The following is a 25445-nucleotide window of genomic DNA, read 5'->3' as shown; positions in this document are numbered from 1 at the left end:
GTTCGCACGACCGCTTCACTCCGCACCAAAGCACGAAGAACCCACCAGCCCCGATCAGGGCCAGCGAGCGGGTGAACCGGTCTCCCACGTTCCGATTGAGCAGGCGCCTTTAGCGGATCACATCCGGCCTGTCCAGCATCATAACACGCCAGACACGCGCACCCGCCCCGCGTTCGATGGGAGGCTCCCCCAATGCCACTACCAGCCCAAATAAATTAAAGTAACAAAAATAAATTATCTTTTTATAAATTATAAATTTCATAAATTTAAATCATTCATCCAAATTGCTCTCATATATGCCAATTCACTTCCAAATATACGATTAAATCTTTTGATTTTATCGACATCGCACCGCATAACTACTTCAAAGTATATTTACATATAAATTAATTACATGGATTAAGCCATTGTCGCAATTAATTATCAGTTCAGGCCAGACCTCATCGGGCATTGTCGTTGACCAATCCGGCAGCATTAATCAGCTTGCTGTTATAAATGGAGGCATTGCGATTGGCACAATCGTCCAACCACGCGTTACCATTTACACAGAATCGGGTGGCATCACATCAAACAGTCAGATTGGAACATGGGGTGCCAGCCTGATTTTCAGTGGTGGCATTGACCGCAATGCAACCGTATCCGGTTTTGCAGCAGCATTAGGTGTCTTGGAGGGGGGCGCAGCGAATAGAACCATCATTGATGGAGGCGCCAGAATGGATGTCTATGGCTACGCCTCTGAGGCAAGCATAGTTTCTGGCACCGTCAATGTCAGCCAAGGCGGCAGCCTGGACGGTGCCGACTTGATTGCAGGCACTGTCAATGTTTCCAGCGGTGGAATTGCCACCTCCACCGTCATTCATAACGGTGCATTGGAGCATGTTTACACGGGTGGAACAGCGGTAAGCGCAGTCATCAGTCGTGGCGGTTCCCTGGTGATTGATTCAGGTGGTACTATTGATGGTGCAACCAGCATCGTCAGCGGACAACTGACCCTTAACAATCAGGCTGCTCTGGCAAGCGGGTTTTATATTTCAGATTTTGACTCTTCCGACGTCATCGACATCAATAATCTGCAATTCTCATCGGGCAATACATCGGTTACTTATACATCCGGCAACAATCCAACCGCCACCATAACGAATGGCACAGATCGCTTTACGCTCGCCCTAAGGGCCACTCTGAGCGGCACAGAAAAGCTGAAAACAATTGCGGATTCCGACGGTTCAACACTTCTCGTCATACGGGGGAATACCGTTTCTGTTGGCAACAATACGGTCTCAAGCGGATTGTTGCTGAAAAATGACGCTAGCGCCGATTATCTCAACGGTATCGTTATGGGAGGCGGCATCGCCTCCGCCACACAGGTCCAAAGTGGAAGCCTGCTGACTGTCCAATATGGCGGACAAGCGATCAGCACCGTTCTGACGCAAGGAGGCGCGCTGGACAATTACGGTGCTACATCCGGCACAATTGTCTCTGACAGCAGCACAGAAACCATTGAAGGGCCAGGCTTTCATTCGCTCTACAGCCCGATTGCCATCAGCACGATGGTCCAATCAGGTGGTTCCCAGATTGTTCATGGCACTGCGTCCGGCACTCAGATTGAAAACGGAGGCAGCCAAAGCGTCATAGGGCCATCGGCCATTGCACAAAACACCATTATCAGCAGTGGCGGCATTCTTCAGGCCGGCGGAGTTGCCATATGGTCCAGCGGAGGCATTACCAGCGGAACACAGGTTCTGAATGGCGGCATAGAACGCATTTACGGACCTTACAGCACGTCAATCCCTGCCTCTTACGGTGCCTACGCAACAACCGTCAGCAGTGGCGGCATTCAGGAAGTTCGTGGCGGAGGCACGGCTTTTAACACCACCGTTTTGGATGGTGGGGTGCAGCACGTCATGTATGATTCCAGCTGGCGTGTAGGCGGCATAGTATCGGGCACCGTGATCAGCGGGGCAGGAACTCTGATTGTTGATTCAGGAGCCAAGATAAAGGGAGCGATCGGCCTTTCTGGAACCGGATCCAAAATCGTTCTGAACAGTACAGACAGCTATTCTTCCTTCCTGAGCATATACGGATTCTCCGAGGGAGACAGCATTGATTTCAATAATATTTCCTACTCTTCCAATGCTCAGATCAGTTACAACTCAGGTGAGTTGATTGTTTCCGCTTCCGGCATTCAATACACCCTGCTTCTATCCCAGCCGCAGACAGATCCCGGCTGGCAATTCGTTTCTTATGCGGACCAGACAGATGGCAGCACACTGATCAAAGCTCTGAACCGTTATTATTATACAAGCTCCGGCGAAGTATTGAGCAATTTTACTCTAGGCGCCGATCTGTCCACGTCTGCCACGCAACTTTTTGCTGTACAATATAGTATGGTTCAGTCCAGCTATATTTCCAGCGGTGGCATTGCCCATATAAGCAGTGGCGCATCTACGTATAGCAACGTTATTCTTTCTGGTGGCAGCCAGATTATTGAATCCGGAGCATATGCAATATCGTCCCTGGTTTCTGCCGGCGGTATACAGAGTGTTACCGGAATCGCCTCTAATACACAGCTCTATGGAGCGGAAACGGTCTCCGGCTCTTCAGTGGATGCTGCTATTTTCAATGGTGGTGTACAAATCGTTGCCAACGGTGGCTCCGTAGAAAACACTCTTGTTCAAAGTGGTGGGCTCCAGACCCTATCAGAAGGGGGAACCGCTACCAGCGTTTCCATCATGGATGGAGGCAGCCAGACTGTTCTTTCCGGTGGCTCATCATTCTTTACAACAATAAGCGATGGCGGCCATCTGATTATCTCTTCAGGTGGACTGGCTTCAACCACGACAATATCAGGCAGCGGAACCCTTGAAGTCGCCAGCGGCGGTCTGTTAAGCGATATGGTCTATATGGCAGGCTCAGGCAGCCTGCTGAAAATAGATGCGCCTTCCTCTCTAGCCGCCAATCCGCTCATTAGCGGGTTTGATGAAGGGGACAGGCTCGACCTTGGCTCTATCAATGCGACTGCGGCCGGAACACTCGTTTCTATCGATTCTACATCCGCCAACAACGATAATATCAGTTATCTGTCCGTCACCAGCGGTCAGGATACGTACCGGCTGCGCCTGTCCGGTGATTATACAGGCTGGGGTGTATCATCATCCTCCGATGCTCAGGACCAGTCTCTTTTGCTGACGGCCCGTCGTCTTGGAATTATCGTGACGTCTGCCGCTGACAGCCTGTCTATCGGGGGCAGCAACCCACAGAATTATATGTGGGTTATGGGACAGAGCTGGAGCGGCAATACACAGTACACAGGCTTTGCAACCAGCAGCACTGTTGGAGCCAATGGTGTACAGCTTGTTCTTGGTTATGCCGGCCAGACAGCTATTTCCAGCGGAGGAACGCAACGTGTTTCCGCAGGCGGAAGAGCCTCTGCCTCCATTATTCATAGTGGTGGGCTGCAATATGTCTATCAAGGTGGCGTTGCATCGAATTCGGTCATCGATGGAGCTGGTACGCTGACCGTCCAGAATGGCGGCACACTTTCTGGAACCCTGACCATGAGCGGAACAGGGGCGAGGCTTGAGATTGCATCACCCACAGCCCTGGCATCAGGCGCACAGATCAATGGCTTCAGCAATGGCGACATTATTGACCTGAATGCACTTCGATACATGCAGGGCAGCAGAACGGTTTCTTATGATAATACCAGTCATTTACTGACTATTTCCGGATCAGGCCAAGCTTATCACCTCAAATTACAGGGTGATTACAGCGGCTGGGCCTTCAGCGAGACACAGGATAGCGGAGATGGAAGCACCCTGATCACCGGCCGTCAGGAAAGTATCATTGTATCGTCGGGGATCACCTCCAGCAGCGTGTTGCTTGATACAAGCACGGTTTCATCGATGCTGGTTATGAACGGAGGGATCGCCAGCGGGACCACTGTCAATAGCGGAGGCATGCAGATAATCTCCTCCGGTGGCACAGCGGCCAATACGATTGTGTCCGGCAACGGAACCCTGATCGTCTCTTCAGGCGGCCATCTGTCCGGAACAATTGATCTGGAGGGTACAGGCGGCCTGCTTCAAATCAATGATCCGGCAGCCAGTCAGAATGCAATCATCCAGGGTTTTTCCAATGGTGATTACATTGACCTCAACACCCTGTCCTATACCAGCGCCGTGTCAGCAACGATTGATAGCGCAACAGATCGTTTGACGGTCACCGATGGCACGACATCGTATACTCTGCAGCTGACAGGCAACTACGCTGCCAAACGGGTTGCCGTGATCCAGGATTCCGATGGCTCCTCCAAACTTGCTATCGAGGATTCACTGACACCAACAATCACTGGCTTCAATTCCAACCAGTCCGGCACAGATCAGGTTCCGCTGTCCATTCTGTCGGGTGTGGCCGTCTCCCAGCAGAGTGGAGAAGGTATAACAGCCGCGGTCACCATCACCGGTGCCAGTGGCACATTTACCGACCCAAGCCTTTATGGAACTGTCAGCGCTGACGGAAAAACTTTCACTATTTCCGGCAGCCCCGCCCACGTCACCAACGTTCTGAATACACTTACATTCACACAGACCGCAGGGCAGGCTGCAACCGGGCAGGTTACAACCTCAGCAATTAACCTGACTGTGACGAATAACGCAGGCACAACATCCCGCAGCGGAATCATAGCCCTGAGATCCGCGTTACTCCCGTTTGCAGATCAGGTTTTCAGCGCGGTTGATCCCAATACCATTATCACGGCCACAGCAACACTGGGGGCCAATGCTGAAGGAACCTATAGTCATCTTGGCAACGGCACGCTGAGCGCTGATGGAAAAACCTATACTGTTACCGGGACCGTCAGTCAGGTCTCGACAGCCCTTCAACAGCTTGCCTTCTCGCCTCTCCATCCTGAAAGCGTTTCGCTTTCTCCCCAGGTTCAGACATCTGCGTCCGCGCCTATTACAATTCAGAACAACTCATCCACTCCCCGCCTGCTGGTAGGGGGCTCATCCCGTGATCTTATTATGGGAGGCAGTGGAGCGGATACGCTGGTCAGCGGGCCGAATGGCGGTACACTGAATGCATACGGCCGCGGGTCGCAGCTTGTTGGTGGAGGCGGAAGTACAAATTTTGTTGATCATGTTGGTAATACTACAATTTATGGCGGCCAGGGACACGATACGATTGAAGCCGTGGGAGCAGGCAGCAAAATCCTGACTGGTCAGGCGGGGAGCCAAGTACAGCTTGTCGGCGATGGCAATCTGACCTGGAGCCAGGGCGCGGATACAATTTACGCGGCCGGTGCTGCCAATACCGTCGTTGGCAGCAATGCCGGCGTCTATATGACGACGGGGAACTCCACGACTTTCATCAATGGAACAGGTGCCAGCACTGTTGTTGGCAGCATCACGGAATCAGGCTCACCCACACTGTTCGGCGGAGCCGGTGATCTGACATATTATGCCGGTAATGCCCGTGGTCTGGTCATTCTGGATTCCGGCAATGCAACTGTTGCCACGGGAAGTGCCAACACAACTGTCTTTAATGGCAGTGGGCACGTGCTTTATTTTGGCAATACAGGTTACCCCAATACGTCCGATACCATCGAAGGCGGCACAGGTAATGTAACTGTATGGAGTGGCCAGAATGGATATTTCAAAGGAGGTGCCGCAGGTAACAATCTTATCCAGGCAGGCAATAACTCAACAGTCACTGGTGGCGGCAACGGGGATGTTCTGACATCACGGGGCCAAAACAATATCCTGATTGCCGGCAGTGGTCAGGAGACACTGGACGGATCACAAGGTTCCGGAACAATCATGTATGCCGGAACAGGCGATAACACGCTGATCGGCAATGCAAGCCAGGCTAATTCAGCTGTTGATCTGTTTGTTCTGAATGCGGGTCAGGCCGGTGCGCATTACACAATCCAGAACTTCCATACCTGGGAAGATCGCATTGTGCTGAACGGTTACGGGTCAGCAGATATTGATGCTGCCTTTACCAACGCCATCAATACATCCGCAGGCAGGGTATTTACCCTATCCGATCAAAGCACAATCACGCTTCTGGACGTGACAACCATTGAAAGAAGCGCCTTTGGTTAACGCCTTTTTGTATTCTGCTTTTATCAGCCATTAAAAAAAGCGGCCCGATTTTCAGTCGGGCCGCTTTTGCTTTTCCATTACATCCCACCGGGATAATTGGGGCCTCCACCACCCTCTGGCACGGCCCAGTCTATATTCTGATCTGGATCCTTGATATCGCATGTTTTGCAGTGCACGCAGTTCTGCGCATTGATTCTCAGAGCCGGTTGCCCGTCCTCCGCCTCCTCCACCTCATAGACACCAGCCGGACAATAACGGCTCTCTGGTGCACGGAAAATATCCCAGTTAAGCGACTTCCAGAGTCCGGGATCACGCAGGCGCAGATGAACCGGCTGCTGTTCCTCATGATTAGTACCGCTAAGGTAAACTGAAGACAGGCGGTCGAATGTCAGTACGCCATCAGGTTTGGGGTAGTCGATCTTCTGCACTTGCTCCGCCGGGCGCAATGTCTTGTGGTCCGGATGCGGATGATGCAGCGTCCATGGCGCGCGTCCCTTGAAAAGCACAGTATCCACCGCCGAGTACAAAAAACCGCCAATATTGCCGAAACGCGAGAAGCTGGGGCGGATATTCCGGGATGCCGACAGCTCTTCCCACACCCAGCTTTCCCTGATCTTGCCGGTGTAGCTGACCGGCTCTGCCACACGGTCGGCAATGAAGGCATCGGCAATCGCCTCCGCTGCCAACACACCTGATTTCATCGCCGTATGCGTGCCCTTGATCTTGGGCACGTTCAGGAAACCTGCCGCATCCCCGACCAGCAATCCGCCCGGAAAAGTCAGCTTCGGGATCGATTGGAGACCGCCTTCACTGAGTGCACGCGCACCATAGGCGATGCGACGCCCCCCTTCGAAATGCGCCCGCATTTTGGGATGGGCTTTCAGCCGCTGCATCTCATCAAACGGAGAAAGCCATGGGTTGGCGTAATCCAGACCGACGACAAAACCGTAGGAGACCAGATTATCGCCGAAATGATACAGGAATGAGCCGCCATAGGTGGCGCTGTCCATCGGCCAGCCCATCGTATGCACGATAAGCCCGGGACGATGGTTTTCTTTAGGAATTTCCCACAGCTCCTTGATGCCGATCCCGTAGGTCTGCGGGTCCACCCCCTCCCGCAGATTGAAACGCTGCATCAGCTTCTTGCTGAGTGACCCGCGGCAGCCTTCCGCGAAAATCGTGTAGGTGGCGCGCAACTCCATCCCCGGCTGGAAATTCGGACCGGGCTGACCATCACGTCCCACACCCATGTCACCGGTTATCACACCGGCAATGCGGCCTTCTTCCTCAATCAGCCCTGCCGCTGCGAAGCCAGGGTAAATCTCCACCCCCAACGCCTCGGCCTGCTCTCCGAGCCAGCGCACAAAATTACCCAGACTGACGATGTAATTTCCTTCATTATGCATCTGCGGTGGGGTTGGCAGCCGGAATCCCCCCGTTTCGGTCAGATACATCATCCGGTCTTCCGAAGCGGCCGTGTGCAGCGGAGCCCCTTTTTCGCGCCAGTCCGGGATCAGCTCGTCCAGTGCCCGCGGCTCAATCACCGCACCGGACAGGATATGAGCCCCGACTTCGCTGCCCTTTTCCACCACGCATACGGTGAGATCAGAGGATAGCTGCTTCAGCCGGATCGCCGCTGAAAGGCCCGCAGGACCGGCACCGACAATCACCACGTCGAAATCCATTGACTCCCGCTCGATTCCTTCCAGCATGTCAGGATCAGAGCAAAAGACTTCGTTGTGTTGGCTCATGCTTGTTCTCTCCGCCCGCACCACCGCGGCAATGACCCGAACGCATCGGGCAAGAGGCGCGTTCTAACGAAAAAAACCGGAGATACCAGTGCCTCCTGCTCCCAGTGAGCAATGGAACTCACGGATACCCTATTCATCAAATCATACATAAAATACTATCTTAAATAGTTATTAATGTTGACACACGCATGATATGTGATATTTGATCAGAAATCACATCTGTTTGTACATTCAGAAAACAATCAGCCGGACAATAGGCGGGAGACTTCATGTCTGAGTCCGTTTTCACAAGACCAGCCAGAGCAATGTCCTCATTTCCGTCCTGGTCCAGCGTGAGGGACACATTGAGCCGACGCCTTCAGGGGGGACGGCGATATGTTTCTCTTCTTCTGCTTCTGGCGGTTTGGCAGGCGGGTTCAAGTTTCGGATTGATCTCCACCCGGACCATCGCGGCGCCATTCACCATTCTGGCAACTTTCCGGGATCTGCTGCTTGATGGCGAGCTAATCGGCCATATGTCGGTTTCCCTGCTGCGCGTCAGTGCAGGTCTGGTGATCGGGATCGGTGCCGGCACAGTGCTGGCCCTAGTGGCTGGCCTGTCCCGGCTGGGGGAAGAAATTGTCGATACCCCGATGCAGATGGTGCGGGTGCTGCCACATCTGGCGCTGGTGCCGCTGTTCATCCTCTGGTTTGGAATCGGGGAAACGCCCAAGGTGCTTCTGGTCGCGCTGGGGGCGGTGTTTCCGGTCTATCTGAATCTGTTCGCCGGCATCCGGAGTGTGGATCGCAAGTTACTGGAAGCTGGACGCACGCTGGGGCTGAGCCGCCGTGAAACCATCACTGCTATCGTCCTGCCGGGGGCGCTTCCGCATTTTCTGACCGGTCTACGCTATGCCGTGGGCATTGGCTGGCTGAGTCTGGTGGTGGCCGAGCAGGTCAATGCCGACAGCGGGATCGGCTTCATGATGATTGATGCCCGGGAATTCCTGCGTACCGACATCATTATCGTGGGGCTGCTGGTTTATGCGCTGCTGGGGCTGATTGCCGATCAGGCTGTACGATGGATTGAGGCCCGCGCCCTGCGCTGGCGTCCAGTAGGGCTTGGAGCATAAGCCATGACACAAACACCCGTCGTTTCCCTGCACCAGGTCCACCAGCAATTCGGCAGCACAACCATCTTATCCGGGTTGAGTCTTGATATCGCACCGGGAGAATTCGTGGCTCTGCTGGGCCGCAGCGGCTCTGGCAAAACGACTTTGCTACGCCTTCTTGCCGGACTGGATACACCATCACAGGGCCATCTGCGCCTGCCGGAACGCAGGGCTGTGGTGTTTCAGGAACCCCGGCTGCTGCCCTGGAAGAATGTGTGGCGCAATGTCGTGCTGGGCGTAAAGGATCGCCCCACCCGCGACCATGCCGTGGAGGCCCTGCGCGAAGTTGAACTGGCGCACCGGGCTGACGCCTGGCCCTTGACCCTGTCGGGCGGAGAAGCGCAACGGGCTGGGCTGGCGCGTGCACTGGTCCGCTCGCCGGAGCTCCTGCTGCTTGATGAACCTTTCGCGGCGCTTGATGCCCTGACCAGATTGCGGATGCAGAGCCTGGTGGCACGGTTGTGGGAGGTTCACCGTACGGCGGTACTGCTGGTGACACATGATGTCGACGAAGCGCTGTTGCTCGCGGACCGTGTCGTGGTACTGGAGCACGGGCGGATTGCCGCCGAACGAACGATCTCAATTCCCCGCCCCCGCCGCCCCGGCGATGCGGCATTTGCAAGCCTGCGCCTGGAATTGCTGGGATTGCTGGGCGTCAGGGAAGCTCTGGCGGCAGCGTGAGTTGCCATCATGCTCTGAGTGCTTTCATGATTGTCCGCTACAATAGAAAGCGGCAGGACAATCATGCCAGACGACAGTCACGATAAAGCCCATGCCAATCCCCTTCAGGGCATGGCACAGGGGAAAAAAGCTGGGGGAAAAGCTCCTTACACGCTGGCCATCGATATTGGCGGGACAGGGCTGAAAGCGTCAGTACTGGACAGCGACGGCCAGATGGTCGTGCCGCGTGTCTGGGTCAAGACGCCCTATCCCTGCCCACCCGACATCATGCTGGAAACACTGGAAAAACTGGTGCAGCCTTTGCCCGCTTACCAGCGTATTTCCATCGGATTTCCCGGCATGGTACGTGACGGCAAGGTTCTAACCGCCCCCCATTTCGACACCGGGACATGGAAGCATTTCCCGCTTGCCGAAAAACTGGGATCAGCGCTGCATGCTCCAGCAAGGCTGGCCAATGATGCCGATATTCAGGGGCTGGGCGTCATTCAGGGACACGGGCTTGAAATGGTGCTGACCCTCGGCACCGGCGCCGGAACCGCCCTGTTTATCAATGGCAGGCTTACTCCGCATCTCGAACTGGCTCACCATCCGGTTCACCGGAAGAAAACCTACAATGATTACGTTGGGCACGTCGCACTGGAAAAATCCGGCAAGAAGCGCTGGAACCGGCATGTGCAAAAAGTGATCGATATTCTGTACGAGCTGGTCTGCTACGACACACTCTATATCGGCGGCGGCAACGCAAAAGAAGTCACTTTAGATCTGCCGGGCAATGTTCATATCGTTTCAAACGATGCAGGCATTACCGGCGGCATTGCCCTGTGGCGAAACGAGCATTCCGGCGTTTGATCCGTCATCGGACCTACGGCGCAGACCATCATGATCTGCGCCGGGTTCAACCCGATAGAAAGATTTAGGCAACCCGCGCGAGGGGTGCCCCCTGCGCCGCCAGCTCGTACAAGTGTACATAATCACGCGCCATACGGGCAGCGGTAAAACGATCATCGAAGCAGGCGCGCACACCAGCGCGATCCATGCTTTCCACATGGCGCACCGCGGCAACGGCTTCATCCATGCTGCTGATGATCATACCGCTTTTTCCGTGCTGCATGACTTCCGGCACAGAGCCATTGCGCCAGGCGATCACCGGTGTTCCACAGGCCATGGCCTCGATCATCACCAGACCGAACGGTTCCGGCCAGTCGATCGGGAACAGCAGAGCGGTGGCATTGCCGAGGAACTCGGCCTTCTGCTGCTCATTGATCTCACCGATATATTCAGCCAGCGGATTGGCATCGACCATCGGCTTGATGACCGTATCCCAGTAATGCTGATCGGCCTTGTCGACCTTGGCCGCAATCTTCAGTCGCACTCCGGCGCGGGTGGCGATCTCGATGGCCCGATCCGGGCCTTTTTCCGGGGAGATACGGCCCAGGAAGGCGAAATATCCGCCTTTTGGATTAGCCGAGAAAGGCAGGAGATCGGCGGGCAGGCCATGCAGGACTGTTCCCGCCCAATTGACCGGTGGCATCGGCGCCCGCTGATTATCGGAGATGGAGACGACCGGGATTTCACTGAACATGCGATAGAAGCCGGGCAGATCCTTCAGATCCAGCCGTCCATGCAATGTCGTCAGTGTCCGGCTGGAAAAGGGACGCACCACCGGGAAATGGATCAGATCGGTATGAAAATGCAGCACGTCGAACTCGTGCGCCATCTGCCGCACCTGCTCCAGCTGCATCGTATGCCAGGGCAGATCAAGCTTGACCTCCGGGTTCAGCCGCAATGCAACATCGCAGGGGGAAACAAGGCGGGCCTTGGTAATCGAATCACCGCTGGCAAACAGCGTGACTTCGTGGCCCTGCGCCACCAGCTCCTCCGTCAGGAAGGAAACGATTCTTTCCGTACCCCCGTACAGCCTGGGGGGAACGCGCTCATACAAAGGTGAAATCTGCGCGATCTTCATGGACGATTATGATCCCTGGCTCTGTCTGGCACGCTGGCGGAATGAAATATAGCTTGCGGCGATGCTGGCTGCATCGGGTCTGGCTACCGCTATCATCTCATCTTTGTGGCAAGATAAGGGCAATGATAGCGACCCTTTGATGTCTATTGCTATCTTTAACCTTACCCTTGCGGCACAAGACGGGTTCGGAGACACTCCGGCCCATGAGTGTTGAGCCTGCCCCACCCGTTTCTGCTGACTTGGAGGCGCCCGAGAATCGCTTCACACGTGCGCGTGAAGCGCGGCAGACCGAGATTGCCGAAGATTATGTGGAGCTGATCGCCGACCTGATCGCCCACCATGGACAGGCCCGCGCCATCGATATTGCCCGCGCACTGGGGGTGACCCATGTCACCGTGAACCGCACCATTGCCCGTCTGGCGCGGGATGGTCTGGTCAATAGCATACCGTACCGCTCCATTCTGCTGACCCCGGCGGGAGAAGCGCTGGCACAACGTGCACGCCACCGGCATCAGATTGTGTTCCGCTTCCTGCGGATACTCGGCATCTCACCCGAAGTTGCGCTACAGGATGCGGAAGGTATGGAACACCATGCCAGTGACGAGACTTTGGCAGCGTTCGCCGCCTGGACCAGACGGCTGGAACCGGGTCAGGACTAATCCGCAACACCCGGCCATAACCGCCATTCACGCGGGGCTGGGCAGCGCGCTTTATACTGGGATCAGCGTGAAGAATGTTGCTATAGGATCGGCTCTCGGCCGCTGATGACGGATGGGCGTGCGGCCCGTTGAAGAAATGCCCTCCATCATCTCCCCGACCGGATTTTATGCATTGATGTTTTCCGATACCGCCGCGACGCACGCGGATGCCGACATGAACACCCATGCCGAGGCATCAGCCCCGGCCCTGTTTCCCGCGCTGCATCCAACCCTGAAGGCAGCGCTGGATGCCAAGGGCTATACGAGCCTGACCCCTGTGCAGGATGCTGTTCTGACCGCTGATGCCGCCGAGCGCGATCTGCTGGTCTCCGCCCAGACCGGTTCCGGCAAGACCGTTGCCTATGGTCTGGCTCTGGCCGACACGCTGCTGGGCGCTGACGAACGGCTCGGCCAGGCCGGTGCACCGCTGGCGCTGATCGTGGCCCCGACCCGCGAACTGGCCATGCAGGTGCAGCAGGAATTGCTGTGGCTGTATGGTCCCGCCGGCGCCCGTGTCGTCTCCTGTATCGGTGGCATGGATGCCAGACGGGAAGCGCAGGCGCTGGAGCGCGGCTGCCATATCGTCGTCGGCACGCCGGGCCGTCTTTGCGACCATCTGGGACGCGGGCGCCTGAATCTTTCCCGCCTCCGCGCCGTGGTGCTGGACGAAGCCGACGAAATGCTCGATCTCGGCTTCCGGGATGAGCTGGAGGAAATCCTCGACGCCACCCCCGCAGAACGCCGTACCCTGCTGTTCTCCGCCACCATCGCCCGTGAAATCGCCGCGCTGGCCAAGCGTTACCAGACCAATGCGCTGCGCATCGACACCGTTTCCCGCAACAAGCCGCATGCCGATATCGACTATCGCGTCGTGCGGGTGCTGCCGCATGAGGCGCGTCATTCGGTGGTGAACGTGCTGCGTTTCTACGACGCTCCCATCGCCATGGTGTTCTGCGGCACGCGTGAGGAAGTCCGCCATTTTCAGGCCAGTCTGATGGAGCGCGGCTTCTCCTCTGTCGCGCTGTCCGGCGAGTTGAGCCAGACCGAACGCAGCCGCGCCCTGCATCTGCTGCGCGAGGGACAGGCCCGCGTCTGTGTCGCCACGGATGTGGCGGCCCGCGGCCTCGATCTGCCCGCGCTGGATCTGGTGATCCATGCCGATCTGCCGACCAATTCCGCCACCCTGCTGCATCGCAGCGGTCGCACCGGCCGCGCCGGACGCAAGGGGGTCAGCGTGCTGATCGCCCCCGTCAACCGTCAGCGCAAGGCCGATCAGCTTCTGCACACGGCTGGCATTCGCGCTGAATGGACCCCGGTTCCAACGGTCGAGGAAATCTCCATCCGTGACCGGGAGCGCATGCTGGAAAGCCCGGCCCTGAGTGCCCCCATCTCTGACGATGAGCGTGAAGCGGCGCGTATCCTGATGGAAGGCCGCGATGCGGAGGCTCTGGCGGTCGCCGTGCTGCGCCTGCATCGCGGACGCCTGCCGGAACCGGAAGACGTTCAGGTCGTGCATGAGCGCCCCAGCAACAGCGAGCGTGGAGACCGTCCGCAGCGTGAGCGGGTCCGTGACAGAGACCGCAGCGATCAGGACCGCCCGGCCCGCGCGCCGCGCCGGGACAATGACGGCGAAGCACGTTCCACACGCTGGTTCAAGCTGAGCGTCGGTCGCAACGACAATGCCGATCCGAAATGGATCGTACCGCTGCTGTGCCGCGCCGGTCACATCCGCAAGCCGGATATCGGTGCGATTCGCATCATGGAGACGGAGACCTTCTTCGAGATAGACTCTGCCCGTGCCGACACGTTCAGCAGCGCCATTGAGGGCCGTGAGGCCGATGAAGTGGCCATTTCCGCCGCTTCGGCTCCCCCCGCAGGCGTTTCAGGTGGCTACACACCGCGCCCCTCAACCGCGGAACGCGGCAAAGGCGGCTTCGACCGTGCCATGCGCGAAGCCGATCACGGGGGTGACGAGACCGGCCGTCCACGCCGCACTTCCAAAACTGCTCCCCGCTCCGGCGAACGTAAAGCATATGACAAGCCCTATGAGGCGAAGTCCTACGATTCGAAAGCCGGCGGTAAACCCCGGACCGCCCGCAGCGGCTCATCCGCCTATGCAGGTGACGCCCCCCGGCGTGGCGCGTCGAAAGACAAGCCGTCCTACGGCAAGTCCTCTTCCACCGCACCCTCCGGTCGTCACACCGCTCCCCGTGGTCGGACCGCGGGACCGGGTGGCAGCAGCAGCCGCAAGAAAACCAGCCGTAGCTGACAGGATGGAGGCTTTCTCCCTCTCACCCGAGGGAGAAAGCCGATTTCCCTGCCAATCCGGCGGCATGGCAGGTTTTCCTGCCGCCTGAATTCGCCCATAATCGCAGGAACGATAAGGATCTTGCGTGGCGTCTGACCGGACAACACCGTCGCCCGACATGACAGAACGGCAGCTCACCGCATGTGGTCCCTGGGGAGAAGGGGAACGGATGGGGCGAGACCGCCTGTCGGTTACGCTCGTCCTGTCGATTGCCGTTCACGCCCTGCTTCTGGCGGCGCTGCTGTTCCTGCATGTCGGGCGGCCCCCACAGGATCTGTCAGCCCCCAGCGATGTCGCCATGGTGTTCGAGGCCGGAGGAGAGAAAGCCCCGTCCAATACCAGCCCTGACAGCAAGACCGATTCGGCTGCCTTGTCCGACAAGCCGGGAACGCCTCCCCCCACGCCGGAGGACAAGCCTGATACCTCCCAACCCTCTCCATCATCAGCCCCGCCCAACCCGCCTGCACCTCCTCAACCGCAGGAGGCTCCGCCGCAGGTCGCTCCCGTGCCGCCCGCTCCGCAGTCTCAGGCGCCATCAACAACACCGGCGCAACAGCCGCCTGCACCCGTGCCTGATATCCCCTTGCCGCCAGAGCCGGCGCCCGATGCCGTGCCGCTCGCCCCACCGCCGCCAACGACCGAGTCCCCTCCGGCGCCCCCCTCCCCGCCACAGCCCCGGACCATGCCGCAACCCCCGGTGCGCGCGCCCAAAGCGACGCCCCGAACATCATCGCGTCCGCCGGGCAAGGTCCGGGAAGCACCCGGCAGTTCGCTTTCCTCTCCCTTGAACTATTCACTGGGGGGAGCCGCACGCGGTTTGCGGCATAATAATCCGTTCGCCTCGATGCCGAATAATCTGGCCCTTGGAAATGACTGGAAAGCCGCGCTCCGCCGCTGGGTGCAGGAACACGGCTACTACCCGCGTGACGCGGCTATGCGCGGGGAGGACGGGCCTGTGACGCTTCAGCTGACAATCAACCGCTTCGGCGTGGTGACGGACGTGCAGATGCTGGAAAGCTCGGGATCGCAAGCGCTGGATATGGCCTGGACCTCCGTCTGGCGCGGCTCCCGCGTGCCGCCTTTCCCCCCCGGCACCAAGGAGGATTCCATCACCATCACCTATACCGGCAATTATATTCTCCAGCGGCGCTGATCCCATTTCCCGTTGCAGCTACGCAGCGCGGCAGGGGGAGGCCTTGATAAGGGCGGCGAGATGCCCGGCCACAAACTCGGCCTGTCGCCGGATATCTGGCACAGCGGTCATTTCCCAGAATGCCCCTTTGGTGATCGGTCCCACGGCAAACAGCCGCCGTGAAATACGCCCGGCCTTGTCCAGCAAGGCACAGTTCCCAGTGACTTCCAGCCCCAACCCGAGCGGGTCCGGCCTGACCGATCCCCGATCGAGCAGGGCACGAATCAGTGGATGGCCGATCCGGGCATAATCGGCACAGGGGCCGGAGCAGTTGATGACTCGTACCGCACGGGTCGACGTCAGATCGGCCTCCCCCCGCTTCCGCCAGCGGATCAGAACCTCGCCTTGATCTGTGATATCGAAAGCCCTGATTCGTCCGGCCGCAATCCTCAACTGCCCCCGTGCCCTGGCATCGGTAATCCGGTCAGCCGTGGCAGGCGGTACGCGATGACGGTGAATATCCCACCATGGTCGCAGATGGCGCAGAAATCTGGCCCTGTCCCGCATCGGCATGGTTTGCCACACATCGATCGTAAAAGGACGCAGGCTGTCCACCACCGGCTGCCAGCTTTCCCCCGACGCGATGGAACGGGCGGCTTCCTGACGTAAAAAGCGGAGCAAATCGTTGATGGTGGTCGGAAAGGCAGCGTCATCCGGTGACAATTCAGTATCCGGATGGCTCTGCCGGGCGCTGGAGCGCAGAGGCGGCAACGCCCCTCCACCATGACGCAGCGGAACCAGCCCTCGTCTGGACACAGCCATGATCGGACCATGATGGCCCTGATCCAGCAGGGAAACTGCGACATCCACCATGGTCAGGCCGGTGCCGATCAGGAAAACCGGAGCTTCCGGCTCCAGCCCTGTCAGTGCATCCGTGGCCCACGGATCAGGACTGTAGAACGGCGTATCGAAAAAAGAAGGATCCTCGACCGGCGGTGGTGCCGGCGGGAAATTACCGGTGGCGAGAACGACACGATCCGCCTCGACCACGCGCTCGGTTGCGCCCTGCCCGAGCATGATCTGCAACCTGCCGTCAGGACCACAGCACAGATCATGCGCATCGCCCCTCACCAGTTCGAGCCGCTCATCCTCCTTAAGCTCGGCATTGAGCAGGGAGCGGACATAACTACCGAACAGGGAGCGCGGCACAAAAGCGCCTTCTTCGGTGCCCGGTGCCACACCCAAGGCTGCGGCCTCCTGCGGATGCTCCCGCAACCAGGCAACAAAATGATGGGGATTATCGTGAAAGGCGCTCATGCGTCCGGCAGGGACATTGAGCAGATGGCTCGGATTGCCAGTGGCGTAAGCCTGACCCCGCCCGAACTGGCGGTTGCGTTCGATCAATGTGACGGTGGTATTATGGGGACATCGTCGGAGGGCATGCAGGGCCAGTAACGTCCCGCTGAAACCCGCGCCGATGACAGCGATTTTATCAGGACTCATCGAGACCTCGATTCCGCTTATCGACAGGAAACCCAAGCCTAGACGCATTTTGCCCAAAAAAGGAAAGCAATCATGCCGTGGCGCTGCAAATAGCTGAATTTTAGAAGGTGACTATATAATAACTTACGTTATTATATGATCCCGATGATCTCTTATCGACAGGAGAATGCGTGTGGAAACCAGACAGCTTGGCCGATCAGGGCTTTTTGTTCCCGTGCTCAGCCTTGGTACCGGCACTTTCGGCGGCAAGGGAGCGCTTTTCAAGGAATGGGGCGATACAGATGTTCAGGCAGCAACGCGGCTGGTCGATATCTGCCTGGAGGCCGGTCTGAATTTTTTTGACAGCGCCGATATTTATTCAGCCGGTATCGCTGAAGAAGTACTGGGCGGTGCCATTGCCGGGCGACGGGATCAGGTTCTTATTTCCACCAAAGCCACTTTTCGTGCCGGGAGTGGCTATAACGATGTCGGGTCATCACGCCTGCATCTGATCCGCTCGGTCGAAGCATCCCTGAAGCGTCTGGGAACCGATTACATCGACCTGTTCCATCTGCACGGTTTCGACGCGAAAACCCCGGTCGAGGAAGTGCTGAACACGCTGGATGATCTGATCCGGGCAGGAAAAATCCGCTATGTCGGGTGCTCCAATTTCTCCGGCTGGCATCTGATGAAATCACTGGCCTATGCGCAGGCCTATAATCTGCCACGCTATATTTCGCATCAGGCCTATTACAGCCTCGTCGGTCGGGAATATGAGTGGGAATTGATGCCGCTCGGTCTCGATCAAGGAGTGGGCTGCATGGTGTGGAGTCCACTCGGTTGGGGACGGCTGACGGGTAAAATCAGACGCGGTCAACCTCTGCCTGAAACCAGCCGGCTGCATCGTGCTGCCGATCCGGGGCCGCAGGTCGATGACAATTATCTGTATAAAGTTGTCGATGCGCTGGACGAAATCGCTCAGGAAACCGGAAAAACCGTCCCGCAGATCGCCCTGAACTGGCTGCTGCAACGCCCGGGGGTCGCCAATGTGATCATCGGTGCCCGCAATGAGCAGCAGCTACGCGATAATCTTGGCGCCATCGGCTGGCATTTGACGGAGGATCAGGTTGCCAGACTGGATGCAGCCAGCGAGGTACCGAAAATCTATCCCTACTGGCATCAAGCCCACTTCTCAGAGCGTAACCCCTTCCCTGTCGGCTGATACCTCCTGGATGCAACGGGCTGCACTGTCAGCCCGTTGGCCGATGAATACCGCATTCAGTTTTGGCGCGGCCTCTCCATCGACCTGATCTCGGATCGGCTCCGGGTGCCACCGGCTGGGTGCAGGGGGCACAACCAATTGACGGGTATCCTTTTGCCACCAAAGGATGACGCGGCAACTGGCGCCGCGTCATTTCCGCCTCGATATCGGCAGCCCCCCAGTCGGCCAGCGGATTGAATTTGGTAAACTTGCCCTCGACCTCCCGGAAGGGCAGCGCCGCGCGCGTGCTGGCCTGATGGCGTTTGCGCCCACTGATCCAGGCATCGAAACCGGATAAAGCCTTTTCCAGCGGACGCACCTTACGCAGGGCGCAACATGCATCGGCATCGAAATACCATAACTCGGCATCAGGGTCCTGAGCCGCTGCCTCTTCCGGATCCGGGTGGATATCGCGGATGCCGGTCAGACCAAGCAGGTTGGCCAATTGCTGCCGATAGGCGAGAGTCTCCGGAAAATGGCGCTCCGTTTCCAGAAAGACAATCGGTGTCGCAGGGTCTATCTCCGCCACCAGCGCGAGCAGCAGGGCGGATTCGGCCCCGAAGGATGAGACCACGGCAATGCGACCGGCGAATTCTTCCATGATGGCCTGACGCAACAACGGCAGGCCCGCGCCATGAGGGACTGAAACCGCCTCCGTCACCGGATGCAACGAGGCCTCCCGAGCAGCCGTAGCATCATCCTGTAACTGCTTTTCCAGCGCGGCATCCTGCATCTGCATCGTCCTTACCCGGCGGAGTCTGAAACACCTACATAATCAGGCAGGGCCCTAGCTTGAAGAACCACCAGCATTCTCATTCATCAGATCAGCACATGTGCTTATGCAGAAACAGCATCCGCATGCATGTCCTTGACGTCCCGGAACGTAATATCGGGACTCAGTTCCGCCGTACGCCGCATCATAAAGGCGGAGCTTGCCAGAAAGACCGGATCGCCGTCGACATCATCCGCCATGGCGCTGCGTTGCGCATCAATGAATTTTTCCAGTGCCGCTTTCTCCCCGGACACCCAGCGCGCCAGCGAAAACGGTGTCTGATCGAAAGTAATCGGCACCCCGTACTCATTGGCCAGCCGCGCCATCAGCACATCCAGCTGCAACACCCCGACCACACCGACAATCGGCTGGGAGCCATCGCGCGGGCGGAACAGCTGTACGACGCCTTCTTCGGCCAGTTCCTGCAAAGCCTGCTTGAGCTTTTTGGCTTTCATGGCGTCCTTGATCTGCACGCGGCGGAGGATTTCCGGGGCGAAATAAGGGACACCGGTGAAGTTCAGCCCTTCTTCCTCCGTCAGCGTATCGCCGATGCGTAGCGTGCCGTGATTGGGAATTCCCACCACGTCACCGGCAAAGGCTTCTTCGGCCAGTTGACGGTCGCGCGCGAAGAAGAATTGCGGTGCATGCAGCGGAATCTGTTTGCCGGTGCGGGCCTGCTTCATCCGCATGCCGCGCACGATCTTGCCGGAGCACACGCGGGCAAAGGCAATCCGGTCCCGATGATTGGGATCCATATTCGCCTGAATCTTGAACACCAGCGCAGTGGCTGTTTCTTCTTCCGCCGAGACGATACGGGTATCCGCCGGTTGCGCCCGGGGCGGCGGCCCGAAGGCGGACAGCGCATCGAGCAGATCGGTCACGCCGATATCCTTGATCGCCGCACCGAAGAAAACCGGGGTCAAATGGCCCTCCATGAAACCTTCAACCTCGAATTCCGGCAGGGCGGCACGGACCAGCTCCAGCTCCTCCGCCACCCCCTGCATGCGAGGATCGGATTCCGGAACCTGCTGCGTCAGACGGTATTCCTGCAAACGCAGGTCATAGGTGCCGATGAAATCCGCCGCCCTGCCCACCGGCCAGGTAACCGGCGCGGTATCCAGCGCGAGCGTATTCGCGACCTCGTCCAGCAACGCAAACGGGTCCTGCGCCTCACGATCCATCTTGTTGATGAAGGTGATGATGGGAATATCGCGTAGACGGCAGATCTCGAACAGCTTGCGTGTGCGGGCCTCGATACCTTTCGCAGCGTCAATCACCATCACCGCCGAGTCCACCGCCGTCAGTGTGCGGTAGGTATCTTCCGAAAAGTCCTCGTGGCCCGGCGTATCCAGCAGATTGAACACGCAATCCTTGTATTCGAACGTCATCACCGAGGTGACGACGGAAATGCCGCGATCCCGCTCAATGGCCATCCAGTCCGACCGGGTGCGGCGCCGCTCCCCTTTGGCGCGGACATTTCCTGCAAGCTGAATGGCCCCACCAGCGACCAGCAACCGCTCGGTCAGGGTGGTTTTACCCGCGTCAGGGTGGGAAATGATCGCAAAGGTGCGACGGCGGCGGATTTCATTGGCAAGCGCGGTCATAACGCGAAGCGCACCCCATCAGGACAAGCAGCGGCAGAAACGGCAACGCCGGACATGCTGCCATGCCCGGCGTTGAAAAACGTACCGATAAAAACCGGATCAGCGAGAATAGTATTCGATGACCAGATTCGGTTCCATCTGCACCGGGTACGGCACATCGGACAGTTTCGGATAGCGGGCATAGGTGCCCTTCATCAGGCGATGATCGACGTGCAGATATTCCGGCACATCGCGCTCACCGCTCTGGGTGGCGTCCAGCACCATGGCGAGCTGCTTCGACTTCTCACGCACTTCCACCACGTCACCGACCTTCACCAGATAGGACGGGATGTTCACGCGCTTGCCGTTCACCAGCACATGGCCGTGGTTCACGAACTGACGCGCCGCGAACGGGGTCAGCGCGAACTTCATACGATAAATGACGGCATCCAGGCGGCGTTCCAGCAGCTCAATGAGGTTCTCGGAGGTATCACCCTTGCGACGGACCGCTTCCTCATAATACTTGCGGAACTGCTTCTCGCTGATATTGCCGTAATAGCCCTTCAGCTTCTGCTTCGCCATCAGCTGAATGCCGAAATCGCTCGGCTTGCCTTTACGGCGCTGACCATGCTGGCCGGGTGCGTAGTCACGCTTGTTCAGCGGAGACTTGGCGCGGCCCCACAGGTTGACGCCGAGGCGGCGATTGATCTTGAATTTCGATTCTGCGCGTTTGGTCATCGCAGGACAGCCTTCTTTATGTGACCCGGCATGCGCCTTGAGTCTTTTGTTGCACCGGTAGTCCGGATGCAGCTGCATCCGGCGGGCGCGAACCCCGAAGGTCCGTCCGCGTTCCCGGCCATGAGGGCGGCCCTATAGAGAGCGTTCATCCAAAAGTCAAATTTTCCCGCCCTCCTCATCACGGTCTGGTCACCGGTTTCGGATGCCCCGCCGGACGGTGGGGCGAACGCACGGGCCGGGCATCAAAAATGGCAATCCACTGTTTCCACAGCGCCATCATCTCTCCTGCCAGATAGGAATAAGCCGGCCACTGGAACCGGTCCCGCTGATAGGTGGAAAAACCATAGGCCCGGATCGTTTCGTGATCTTCAAGCAGGGAGGTTACGGTCGGCAGGAAACCGGTACGGTGCATCAGATCGGTCTGCACCGGCGGTTCCAGCAACATATTACAGGCCAGGGCGGCAGCGGCAGGGTCGGCATCATTGCGCAGCATGGCTGCCTGCATGATAACGGGAATGACCCCCTCCTCTGCCGCATGCCAGGCCAGGTCGCCTACCATCTGCTGCCAGATCACTGCATTGGCCTGCAAGGTCAGGGCGGCAACGATCTCTCCGGTACGGAGGGCATTGCCCAATGCTTCATCGCTCGGATAGCTCCGCGCTCCATGGTGACGCAGGCGGCGCAGCCAGGTCAGACCGGGCGCGTAATATGTCATGCTCCCACCCATGGCCAAGGTGGCAGCGCCCATGACCTGAAGATACTGCGCATCCGAAAATCCGACCCGCCCATGCAGCCGCGGTGAAGCCAGATCACCATAGCGCAACAGCACCATGTCCTTTGTCAGGGACGCACGGCGGACGATGACCAGACCGCTCTGCATCTGCGGAGCAGCATAGGGCAGCCGAAGATCCGGTTCGACACCGATCAGAGCCGGAAGAAATTGCGGTGTGGCGGGGCGAAAGGGCTGGATCAGGGACAGGGTATACATGGCGATGTCGTCCAGCAGCAGCACATCGCAAGGCGCCGGCCGTGCCAGAATGCGGGCCTGCCGGATACTTTCCATCCTCGGCAGCGTATCGGTGACATCGACCACCAACCTCGTCTGAAGACGCCCCAGCCTCTGCCCTGCCACCGCCTGCACGGCGCTGGCATAATCCTCACCGCTGCATCCCATGACCACACGGTGCAGCAGGCTGGCGGTCGCATCAGGCGCAACAGCAGCCGGGGCAGAAGGTGTCCGGGGAAGAGCATGCCGAATACCGGAATGCCCTTCCTCCCGCCCCCATGCATTGTGAGCACCCGTCAACAGGGATGCCGCCCACGCAAGCGCCATCCGACGCCCCGGCAGAGATGATCCGGTCTTATGCCCCGCCATGAACGCCGCTTATGGCCTCCCTGTCCGCATCACTGTTAACGGATGCGCGCGGTGTATCCTGCGGCCTCGATCCCCGCGACCACAGCCGCCTCGTCATTGTCGGATGTATCGCCCGACGCACCAACCGCACCCAGCAGGGTGTCGCCCGCCATGATCAGCACCCCGCCCGGTACGGGAATCAGGGAGCCGCCAACGGCATGAGTCACCGCCGCCACAAAACTCGGATCCGTTGCGGCACGATCAGCAATTGCCCGGCTGCCCATACCCAGCGCCACCGCGCCATGTGCCTTGCCAATCGCAACCTCACCCCGGCGCAGGCTGGTACCATCCGACGCCCCGAAAGCCTTCAGCGCTCCGCGTGCATCCAGCACCGCAATCGCCAGCGGCTTCATCCCGGCAGAGGCCGCCTTTTCGAGGCTGGCCGTAACGATTGCCTGCGCCTTGTTCAGTGTCAGCACTGTATCTTGTCCTGTATCGCTCATGATATCCGACTTCCTCTTTCAGCATGGGTGACCAGCCTTCACGACTCTGTCGCCGCGTCATTTTATTGGCCCATGCGTTGCATGAAGCATCGCGGCAAGTCCAGAACGGCTTCAGCATGGAAGAGGATAAAGACGGATGTTTCTACGCACCGGGGAATTGGCTGGAGATCTGAACATCCATCTGACGGTTGATGGTCCGGAGGGAGCACCCGCTTTCCTGCTCCTCCATGCGCTCGGTGCGACCGGAGCAGCCTGGGACGGCATGGCAGCGGAACTGGCCCGAAGCTATCGCGTCATCCGCCCCGATCTGCGCGGACATGGGCTGACGGAGGTGACGCAGGGACCATACAGCATCGACATGCTGGCACGGGATGCGCTGGCGGTGCTGGATGCGCTGGGCGTGGATGAAGCGCATGTTGCGGGCATTTCTCTGGGCGGGATGGTCGCACAGATGCTCGCAGCCATCGCTCCGGCCCGGGTGCGTTCGCTGATTCTCTGCGATACCGGTCTGGCGATGGCAGAACCGTCCCGTTTTCTGGACCGCGCCGCGCTGGCGAGAGCGGAAGGGATGGCATTGCTGGCAGATCAGGTGCTGCCCGGCTGGGTGACGGAGGAGTTTCTGACTGATCCCGCCTCGCACGGCCTGTATACAATGCTCTGCCGGACCGATCCGGAAGGATATGCCGCGGCGTGCGAGGCCCTCTCCGTCGCCGATCTGTCGGATCATGCCGAAGCCATTCTGGCACCGTCGCTTGTACTGGTGGGGGATCAGGACCGATCCACCCCGATCCCCATGGCTGAAGCGCTTCGCGATCGGCTCGGAGCGGCCTTCACCATCATTGAAAATGCTGCCCATATGATCTGCACCGAACAGCCCGGACAGGTTGTGGAGGCGATCCACCGCTTTATCGGTGCACAGGCACAGGCCGATGCACTGACGCGAGGACTGGCCACGCGCCGCGCTGTCATGGGGGAGGAATTCGTTCAGGGTGCCTTCGACCATGCCTCCCCCTTCGAGCGGGATTTCCAGACATGGATGACGGAGGCCGCCTGGGGCGGGCCATGGTCACGCCCCGGCCTGGATCGTCGCACCCGCAGTCTGATCACTCTGGCCGTCCTGGCCACTCTGCGTGCTGAGGAGGAGTTCAAAGGCCATTGCCGCGCCACAAGGAATACCGGGGCCTCCCCCGGCGATGTCGCAGAAACACTGATGCATGTCGCGTGTTATGCGGGCATACCGGCGGCAAATGCTGCTATGCGCATTGCCCGGGCCATACTCCCCGATCATTCTGGCGCGTGATATCTCTGAGGCGGGCAGAATTCGATACGGCCAATCTGTCAGCCCCCTCATTTCCTTCCCCTCATCCGATAAGGAGACCCCTCCATGAGCGAACGTATTATCCTGCGTACCGGTGAGGCTCTGGTCGCTGGCGGACCACCCGGCACCGCGGCAGAACCGGAAGTCGTCATCGGTGCGCTGGACGGGCCGGTCGGCACTGCTCTCGCCACTCTGGTAGGCGATCAGGTTGCCGGTCACAGTCGTGTTTTCGCCATTCTGAACACCGGGATACAGGTTCGCCCAGTGACTCTGTGCGTGTCCAAAGTAACCGTGAAAAGCCAGCGCTACACCAATATCCTGATGGGCACGGTTCAATTCGCCATCGCCAACGGTGTTCTGGATGCCGTACGGGAAGGCTATCTGCCGAAAGATCAGGTCAATGATCTTGGCATCATCTGTTCCGTGTGGCTGGCGCCGTCTGTGATCAATGACGACAATCTGGATCATAAGGCGCTGTTCGAAATCCAGCGCAAAGGCACAACGGAAGCCATCCGCAAGGCCATGCAGAACGAACCGTCAATCGACTGGCTGCTCGAAAACCAGGACAAGATCATTCACAAATATCATCAGATGGGACTGGACGGGAAAATCTGATTCTCTATCCCGATCATAGCAAGCGCCG

At 58.5% G+C, this 25445-nt stretch carries 18 protein-coding genes; 10 read left to right on the top strand and 8 right to left on the bottom strand.

What is annotated here, in order from left to right; genetic code table 11:
* Positions 1-407 precede the first annotated feature (407 nt).
* Positions 408-6104 carry an AIDA repeat-containing protein gene (locus GBCGDNIH1_RS15135; protein WP_011631249.1) on the top strand — a complete coding sequence of 1899 codons (5697 nt, stop codon included), beginning with the start codon at positions 408-410 and terminating at the stop codon, positions 6102-6104.
* A gap of 77 nt (positions 6105-6181) precedes the next feature.
* Here the strand turns inward: GBCGDNIH1_RS15135 and GBCGDNIH1_RS15130 are convergent, their stop codons facing one another.
* Positions 6182-7789, bottom strand: coding sequence for an electron transfer flavoprotein-ubiquinone oxidoreductase (locus GBCGDNIH1_RS15130; protein WP_050748518.1), 1608 nt, complete (start codon positions 7787-7789; stop codon positions 6182-6184).
* A gap of 371 nt (positions 7790-8160) precedes the next feature.
* Here GBCGDNIH1_RS15130 and GBCGDNIH1_RS15125 point away from each other — a divergent pair, with 371 nt between their 5' ends.
* From GBCGDNIH1_RS15125 to GBCGDNIH1_RS15115, 3 genes are all read left to right on the top strand, one after another.
* Positions 8161-8967: an ABC transporter permease gene (locus GBCGDNIH1_RS15125; RefSeq protein WP_155760947.1), complete on the top strand. Its 807-nt coding sequence runs from the start codon at positions 8161-8163 to the stop codon at positions 8965-8967.
* A 3-nt stretch (positions 8968-8970) separates the two neighbouring features.
* Positions 8971-9687, top strand: a complete 717-nt coding sequence (locus GBCGDNIH1_RS15120) for an ABC transporter ATP-binding protein (RefSeq protein ID WP_011631246.1) — start codon at positions 8971-8973, stop codon at positions 9685-9687.
* Between the two features lie 63 nt (positions 9688-9750).
* The gene (locus tag GBCGDNIH1_RS15115; RefSeq protein WP_198353678.1) at positions 9751-10536 is read left to right on the top strand and encodes an ROK family protein; all 786 of its coding nucleotides are present in this window, start codon (positions 9751-9753) and stop codon (positions 10534-10536) included.
* Positions 10537-10600: 64 nt separating this feature from the next.
* On the opposite strand, the gene GBCGDNIH1_RS15110 is transcribed toward GBCGDNIH1_RS15115, so the two are convergent.
* Entirely contained in the window at positions 10601-11653 is a 1053-nt protein-coding gene (locus GBCGDNIH1_RS15110; RefSeq protein ID WP_011631244.1) for a glycosyltransferase family 4 protein, read from the bottom strand.
* Positions 11654-11856: 203 nt separating this feature from the next.
* Here GBCGDNIH1_RS15110 and mntR point away from each other — a divergent pair, with 203 nt between their 5' ends.
* The 3 genes from mntR (at position 11857) to GBCGDNIH1_RS15095 (ending at position 15812) form a co-directional block, all read left to right on the top strand.
* Complete coding sequence (mntR, locus tag GBCGDNIH1_RS15105) at positions 11857-12312, top strand: manganese-binding transcriptional regulator MntR (protein WP_043452684.1); 456 nt, start codon at positions 11857-11859, stop codon at positions 12310-12312.
* Between the two features lie 214 nt (positions 12313-12526).
* Positions 12527-14620 (top strand): DEAD/DEAH box helicase, encoded by a 2094-nt coding sequence (locus tag GBCGDNIH1_RS15100; RefSeq protein ID WP_125911072.1) that lies wholly within the window; start codon positions 12527-12529, stop codon positions 14618-14620.
* A 124-nt stretch (positions 14621-14744) separates the two neighbouring features.
* The gene (locus GBCGDNIH1_RS15095) at positions 14745-15812 is read left to right on the top strand and encodes an energy transducer TonB (RefSeq protein WP_011631241.1); all 1068 of its coding nucleotides are present in this window, start codon (positions 14745-14747) and stop codon (positions 15810-15812) included.
* A gap of 18 nt (positions 15813-15830) precedes the next feature.
* Here the strand turns inward: GBCGDNIH1_RS15095 and GBCGDNIH1_RS15090 are convergent, their stop codons facing one another.
* Entirely contained in the window at positions 15831-17294 is a 1464-nt protein-coding gene (locus GBCGDNIH1_RS15090) for an FAD/NAD(P)-binding protein (protein ID WP_043452681.1), read from the bottom strand.
* Between the two features lie 166 nt (positions 17295-17460).
* Here GBCGDNIH1_RS15090 and GBCGDNIH1_RS15085 point away from each other — a divergent pair, with 166 nt between their 5' ends.
* Positions 17461-18495, top strand: coding sequence for an aldo/keto reductase (locus tag GBCGDNIH1_RS15085; protein ID WP_011631239.1), 1035 nt, complete (start codon positions 17461-17463; stop codon positions 18493-18495).
* Between the two features lie 28 nt (positions 18496-18523).
* On the opposite strand, the gene GBCGDNIH1_RS15080 is transcribed toward GBCGDNIH1_RS15085, so the two are convergent.
* From GBCGDNIH1_RS15080 to GBCGDNIH1_RS15060, 5 genes are all read right to left on the bottom strand, one after another.
* Entirely contained in the window at positions 18524-19273 is a 750-nt protein-coding gene (locus GBCGDNIH1_RS15080) for a phosphoadenylyl-sulfate reductase (RefSeq protein ID WP_011631238.1), read from the bottom strand.
* A gap of 98 nt (positions 19274-19371) precedes the next feature.
* On the bottom strand, positions 19372-20910 hold the full coding sequence (locus GBCGDNIH1_RS15075) for a peptide chain release factor 3 (protein WP_011631237.1): 1539 nt from the start codon (positions 20908-20910) through the stop codon (positions 19372-19374).
* 99 nt (positions 20911-21009) lie between these two features.
* Positions 21010-21627 carry a 30S ribosomal protein S4 gene (gene rpsD, locus GBCGDNIH1_RS15070; protein WP_025286076.1) on the bottom strand — a complete coding sequence of 206 codons (618 nt, stop codon included), beginning with the start codon at positions 21625-21627 and terminating at the stop codon, positions 21010-21012.
* 178 nt (positions 21628-21805) lie between these two features.
* Complete coding sequence (locus tag GBCGDNIH1_RS15065) at positions 21806-23002, bottom strand: substrate-binding domain-containing protein (RefSeq protein ID WP_011631235.1); 1197 nt, start codon at positions 23000-23002, stop codon at positions 21806-21808.
* Between the two features lie 35 nt (positions 23003-23037).
* Positions 23038-23484, bottom strand: a complete 447-nt coding sequence (locus tag GBCGDNIH1_RS15060; RefSeq protein WP_011631234.1) for a GlcG/HbpS family heme-binding protein — start codon at positions 23482-23484, stop codon at positions 23038-23040.
* Between the two features lie 136 nt (positions 23485-23620).
* On the opposite strand from GBCGDNIH1_RS15060, the gene GBCGDNIH1_RS15055 reads away from it, so the two are divergent.
* Both GBCGDNIH1_RS15055 and fae read left to right on the top strand, forming a co-directional pair.
* Entirely contained in the window at positions 23621-24784 is a 1164-nt protein-coding gene (locus tag GBCGDNIH1_RS15055) for an alpha/beta fold hydrolase (protein WP_011631233.1), read from the top strand.
* 84 nt (positions 24785-24868) lie between these two features.
* Positions 24869-25417 (top strand): formaldehyde-activating enzyme, encoded by a 549-nt coding sequence (fae, locus tag GBCGDNIH1_RS15050; RefSeq protein ID WP_011631232.1) that lies wholly within the window; start codon positions 24869-24871, stop codon positions 25415-25417.
* Positions 25418-25445 lie beyond the last annotated feature (28 nt).

The organism is Granulibacter bethesdensis CGDNIH1, assembly GCF_000014285.2.
Lineage (GTDB): Bacteria > Pseudomonadota > Alphaproteobacteria > Acetobacterales > Acetobacteraceae > Granulibacter > Granulibacter bethesdensis.
This window is presented reverse-complemented; position numbering and strand designations above follow the sequence as displayed.

Excerpts from the sequence above, each read along its gene's own strand:
- GBCGDNIH1_RS15090 (WP_043452681.1), bottom strand. The coding sequence starts at position 17,294 with ATGAGTCCTGATAAAATCGCTGTCATCGGCGCGGGTTTCAGCGGGACG.
- rpsD (WP_025286076.1), bottom strand. The coding sequence starts at position 21,627 with ATGACCAAACGCGCAGAATCGAAATTCAAGATCAATCGCCGCCTCGGC.
- GBCGDNIH1_RS15085 (WP_011631239.1), top strand. The coding sequence starts at position 17,461 with ATGCGTGTGGAAACCAGACAGCTTGGCCGATCAGGGCTTTTTGTTCCC.
- GBCGDNIH1_RS15130 (WP_050748518.1), bottom strand. The coding sequence starts at position 7,789 with ATGGATTTCGACGTGGTGATTGTCGGTGCCGGTCCTGCGGGCCTTTCA.
- GBCGDNIH1_RS15055 (WP_011631233.1), top strand. The coding sequence starts at position 23,621 with ATGTTTCTACGCACCGGGGAATTGGCTGGAGATCTGAACATCCATCTG.
- GBCGDNIH1_RS15120 (WP_011631246.1), top strand. The coding sequence starts at position 8,971 with ATGACACAAACACCCGTCGTTTCCCTGCACCAGGTCCACCAGCAATTC.
- GBCGDNIH1_RS15065 (WP_011631235.1), bottom strand. The coding sequence starts at position 23,002 with ATGGCGGGGCATAAGACCGGATCATCTCTGCCGGGGCGTCGGATGGCG.
- GBCGDNIH1_RS15075 (WP_011631237.1), bottom strand. The coding sequence starts at position 20,910 with ATGACCGCGCTTGCCAATGAAATCCGCCGCCGTCGCACCTTTGCGATC.
- GBCGDNIH1_RS15110 (WP_011631244.1), bottom strand. The coding sequence starts at position 11,653 with ATGAAGATCGCGCAGATTTCACCTTTGTATGAGCGCGTTCCCCCCAGG.
- GBCGDNIH1_RS15060 (WP_011631234.1), bottom strand. The coding sequence starts at position 23,484 with ATGAGCGATACAGGACAAGATACAGTGCTGACACTGAACAAGGCGCAG.
- GBCGDNIH1_RS15125 (WP_155760947.1), top strand. The coding sequence starts at position 8,161 with ATGTCCTCATTTCCGTCCTGGTCCAGCGTGAGGGACACATTGAGCCGA.
- mntR (WP_043452684.1), top strand. The coding sequence starts at position 11,857 with ATGAGTGTTGAGCCTGCCCCACCCGTTTCTGCTGACTTGGAGGCGCCC.
- fae (WP_011631232.1), top strand. The coding sequence starts at position 24,869 with ATGAGCGAACGTATTATCCTGCGTACCGGTGAGGCTCTGGTCGCTGGC.
- GBCGDNIH1_RS15080 (WP_011631238.1), bottom strand. The coding sequence starts at position 19,273 with ATGCAGATGCAGGATGCCGCGCTGGAAAAGCAGTTACAGGATGATGCT.
- GBCGDNIH1_RS15100 (WP_125911072.1), top strand. The coding sequence starts at position 12,527 with ATGAACACCCATGCCGAGGCATCAGCCCCGGCCCTGTTTCCCGCGCTG.
- GBCGDNIH1_RS15115 (WP_198353678.1), top strand. The coding sequence starts at position 9,751 with ATGCCAGACGACAGTCACGATAAAGCCCATGCCAATCCCCTTCAGGGC.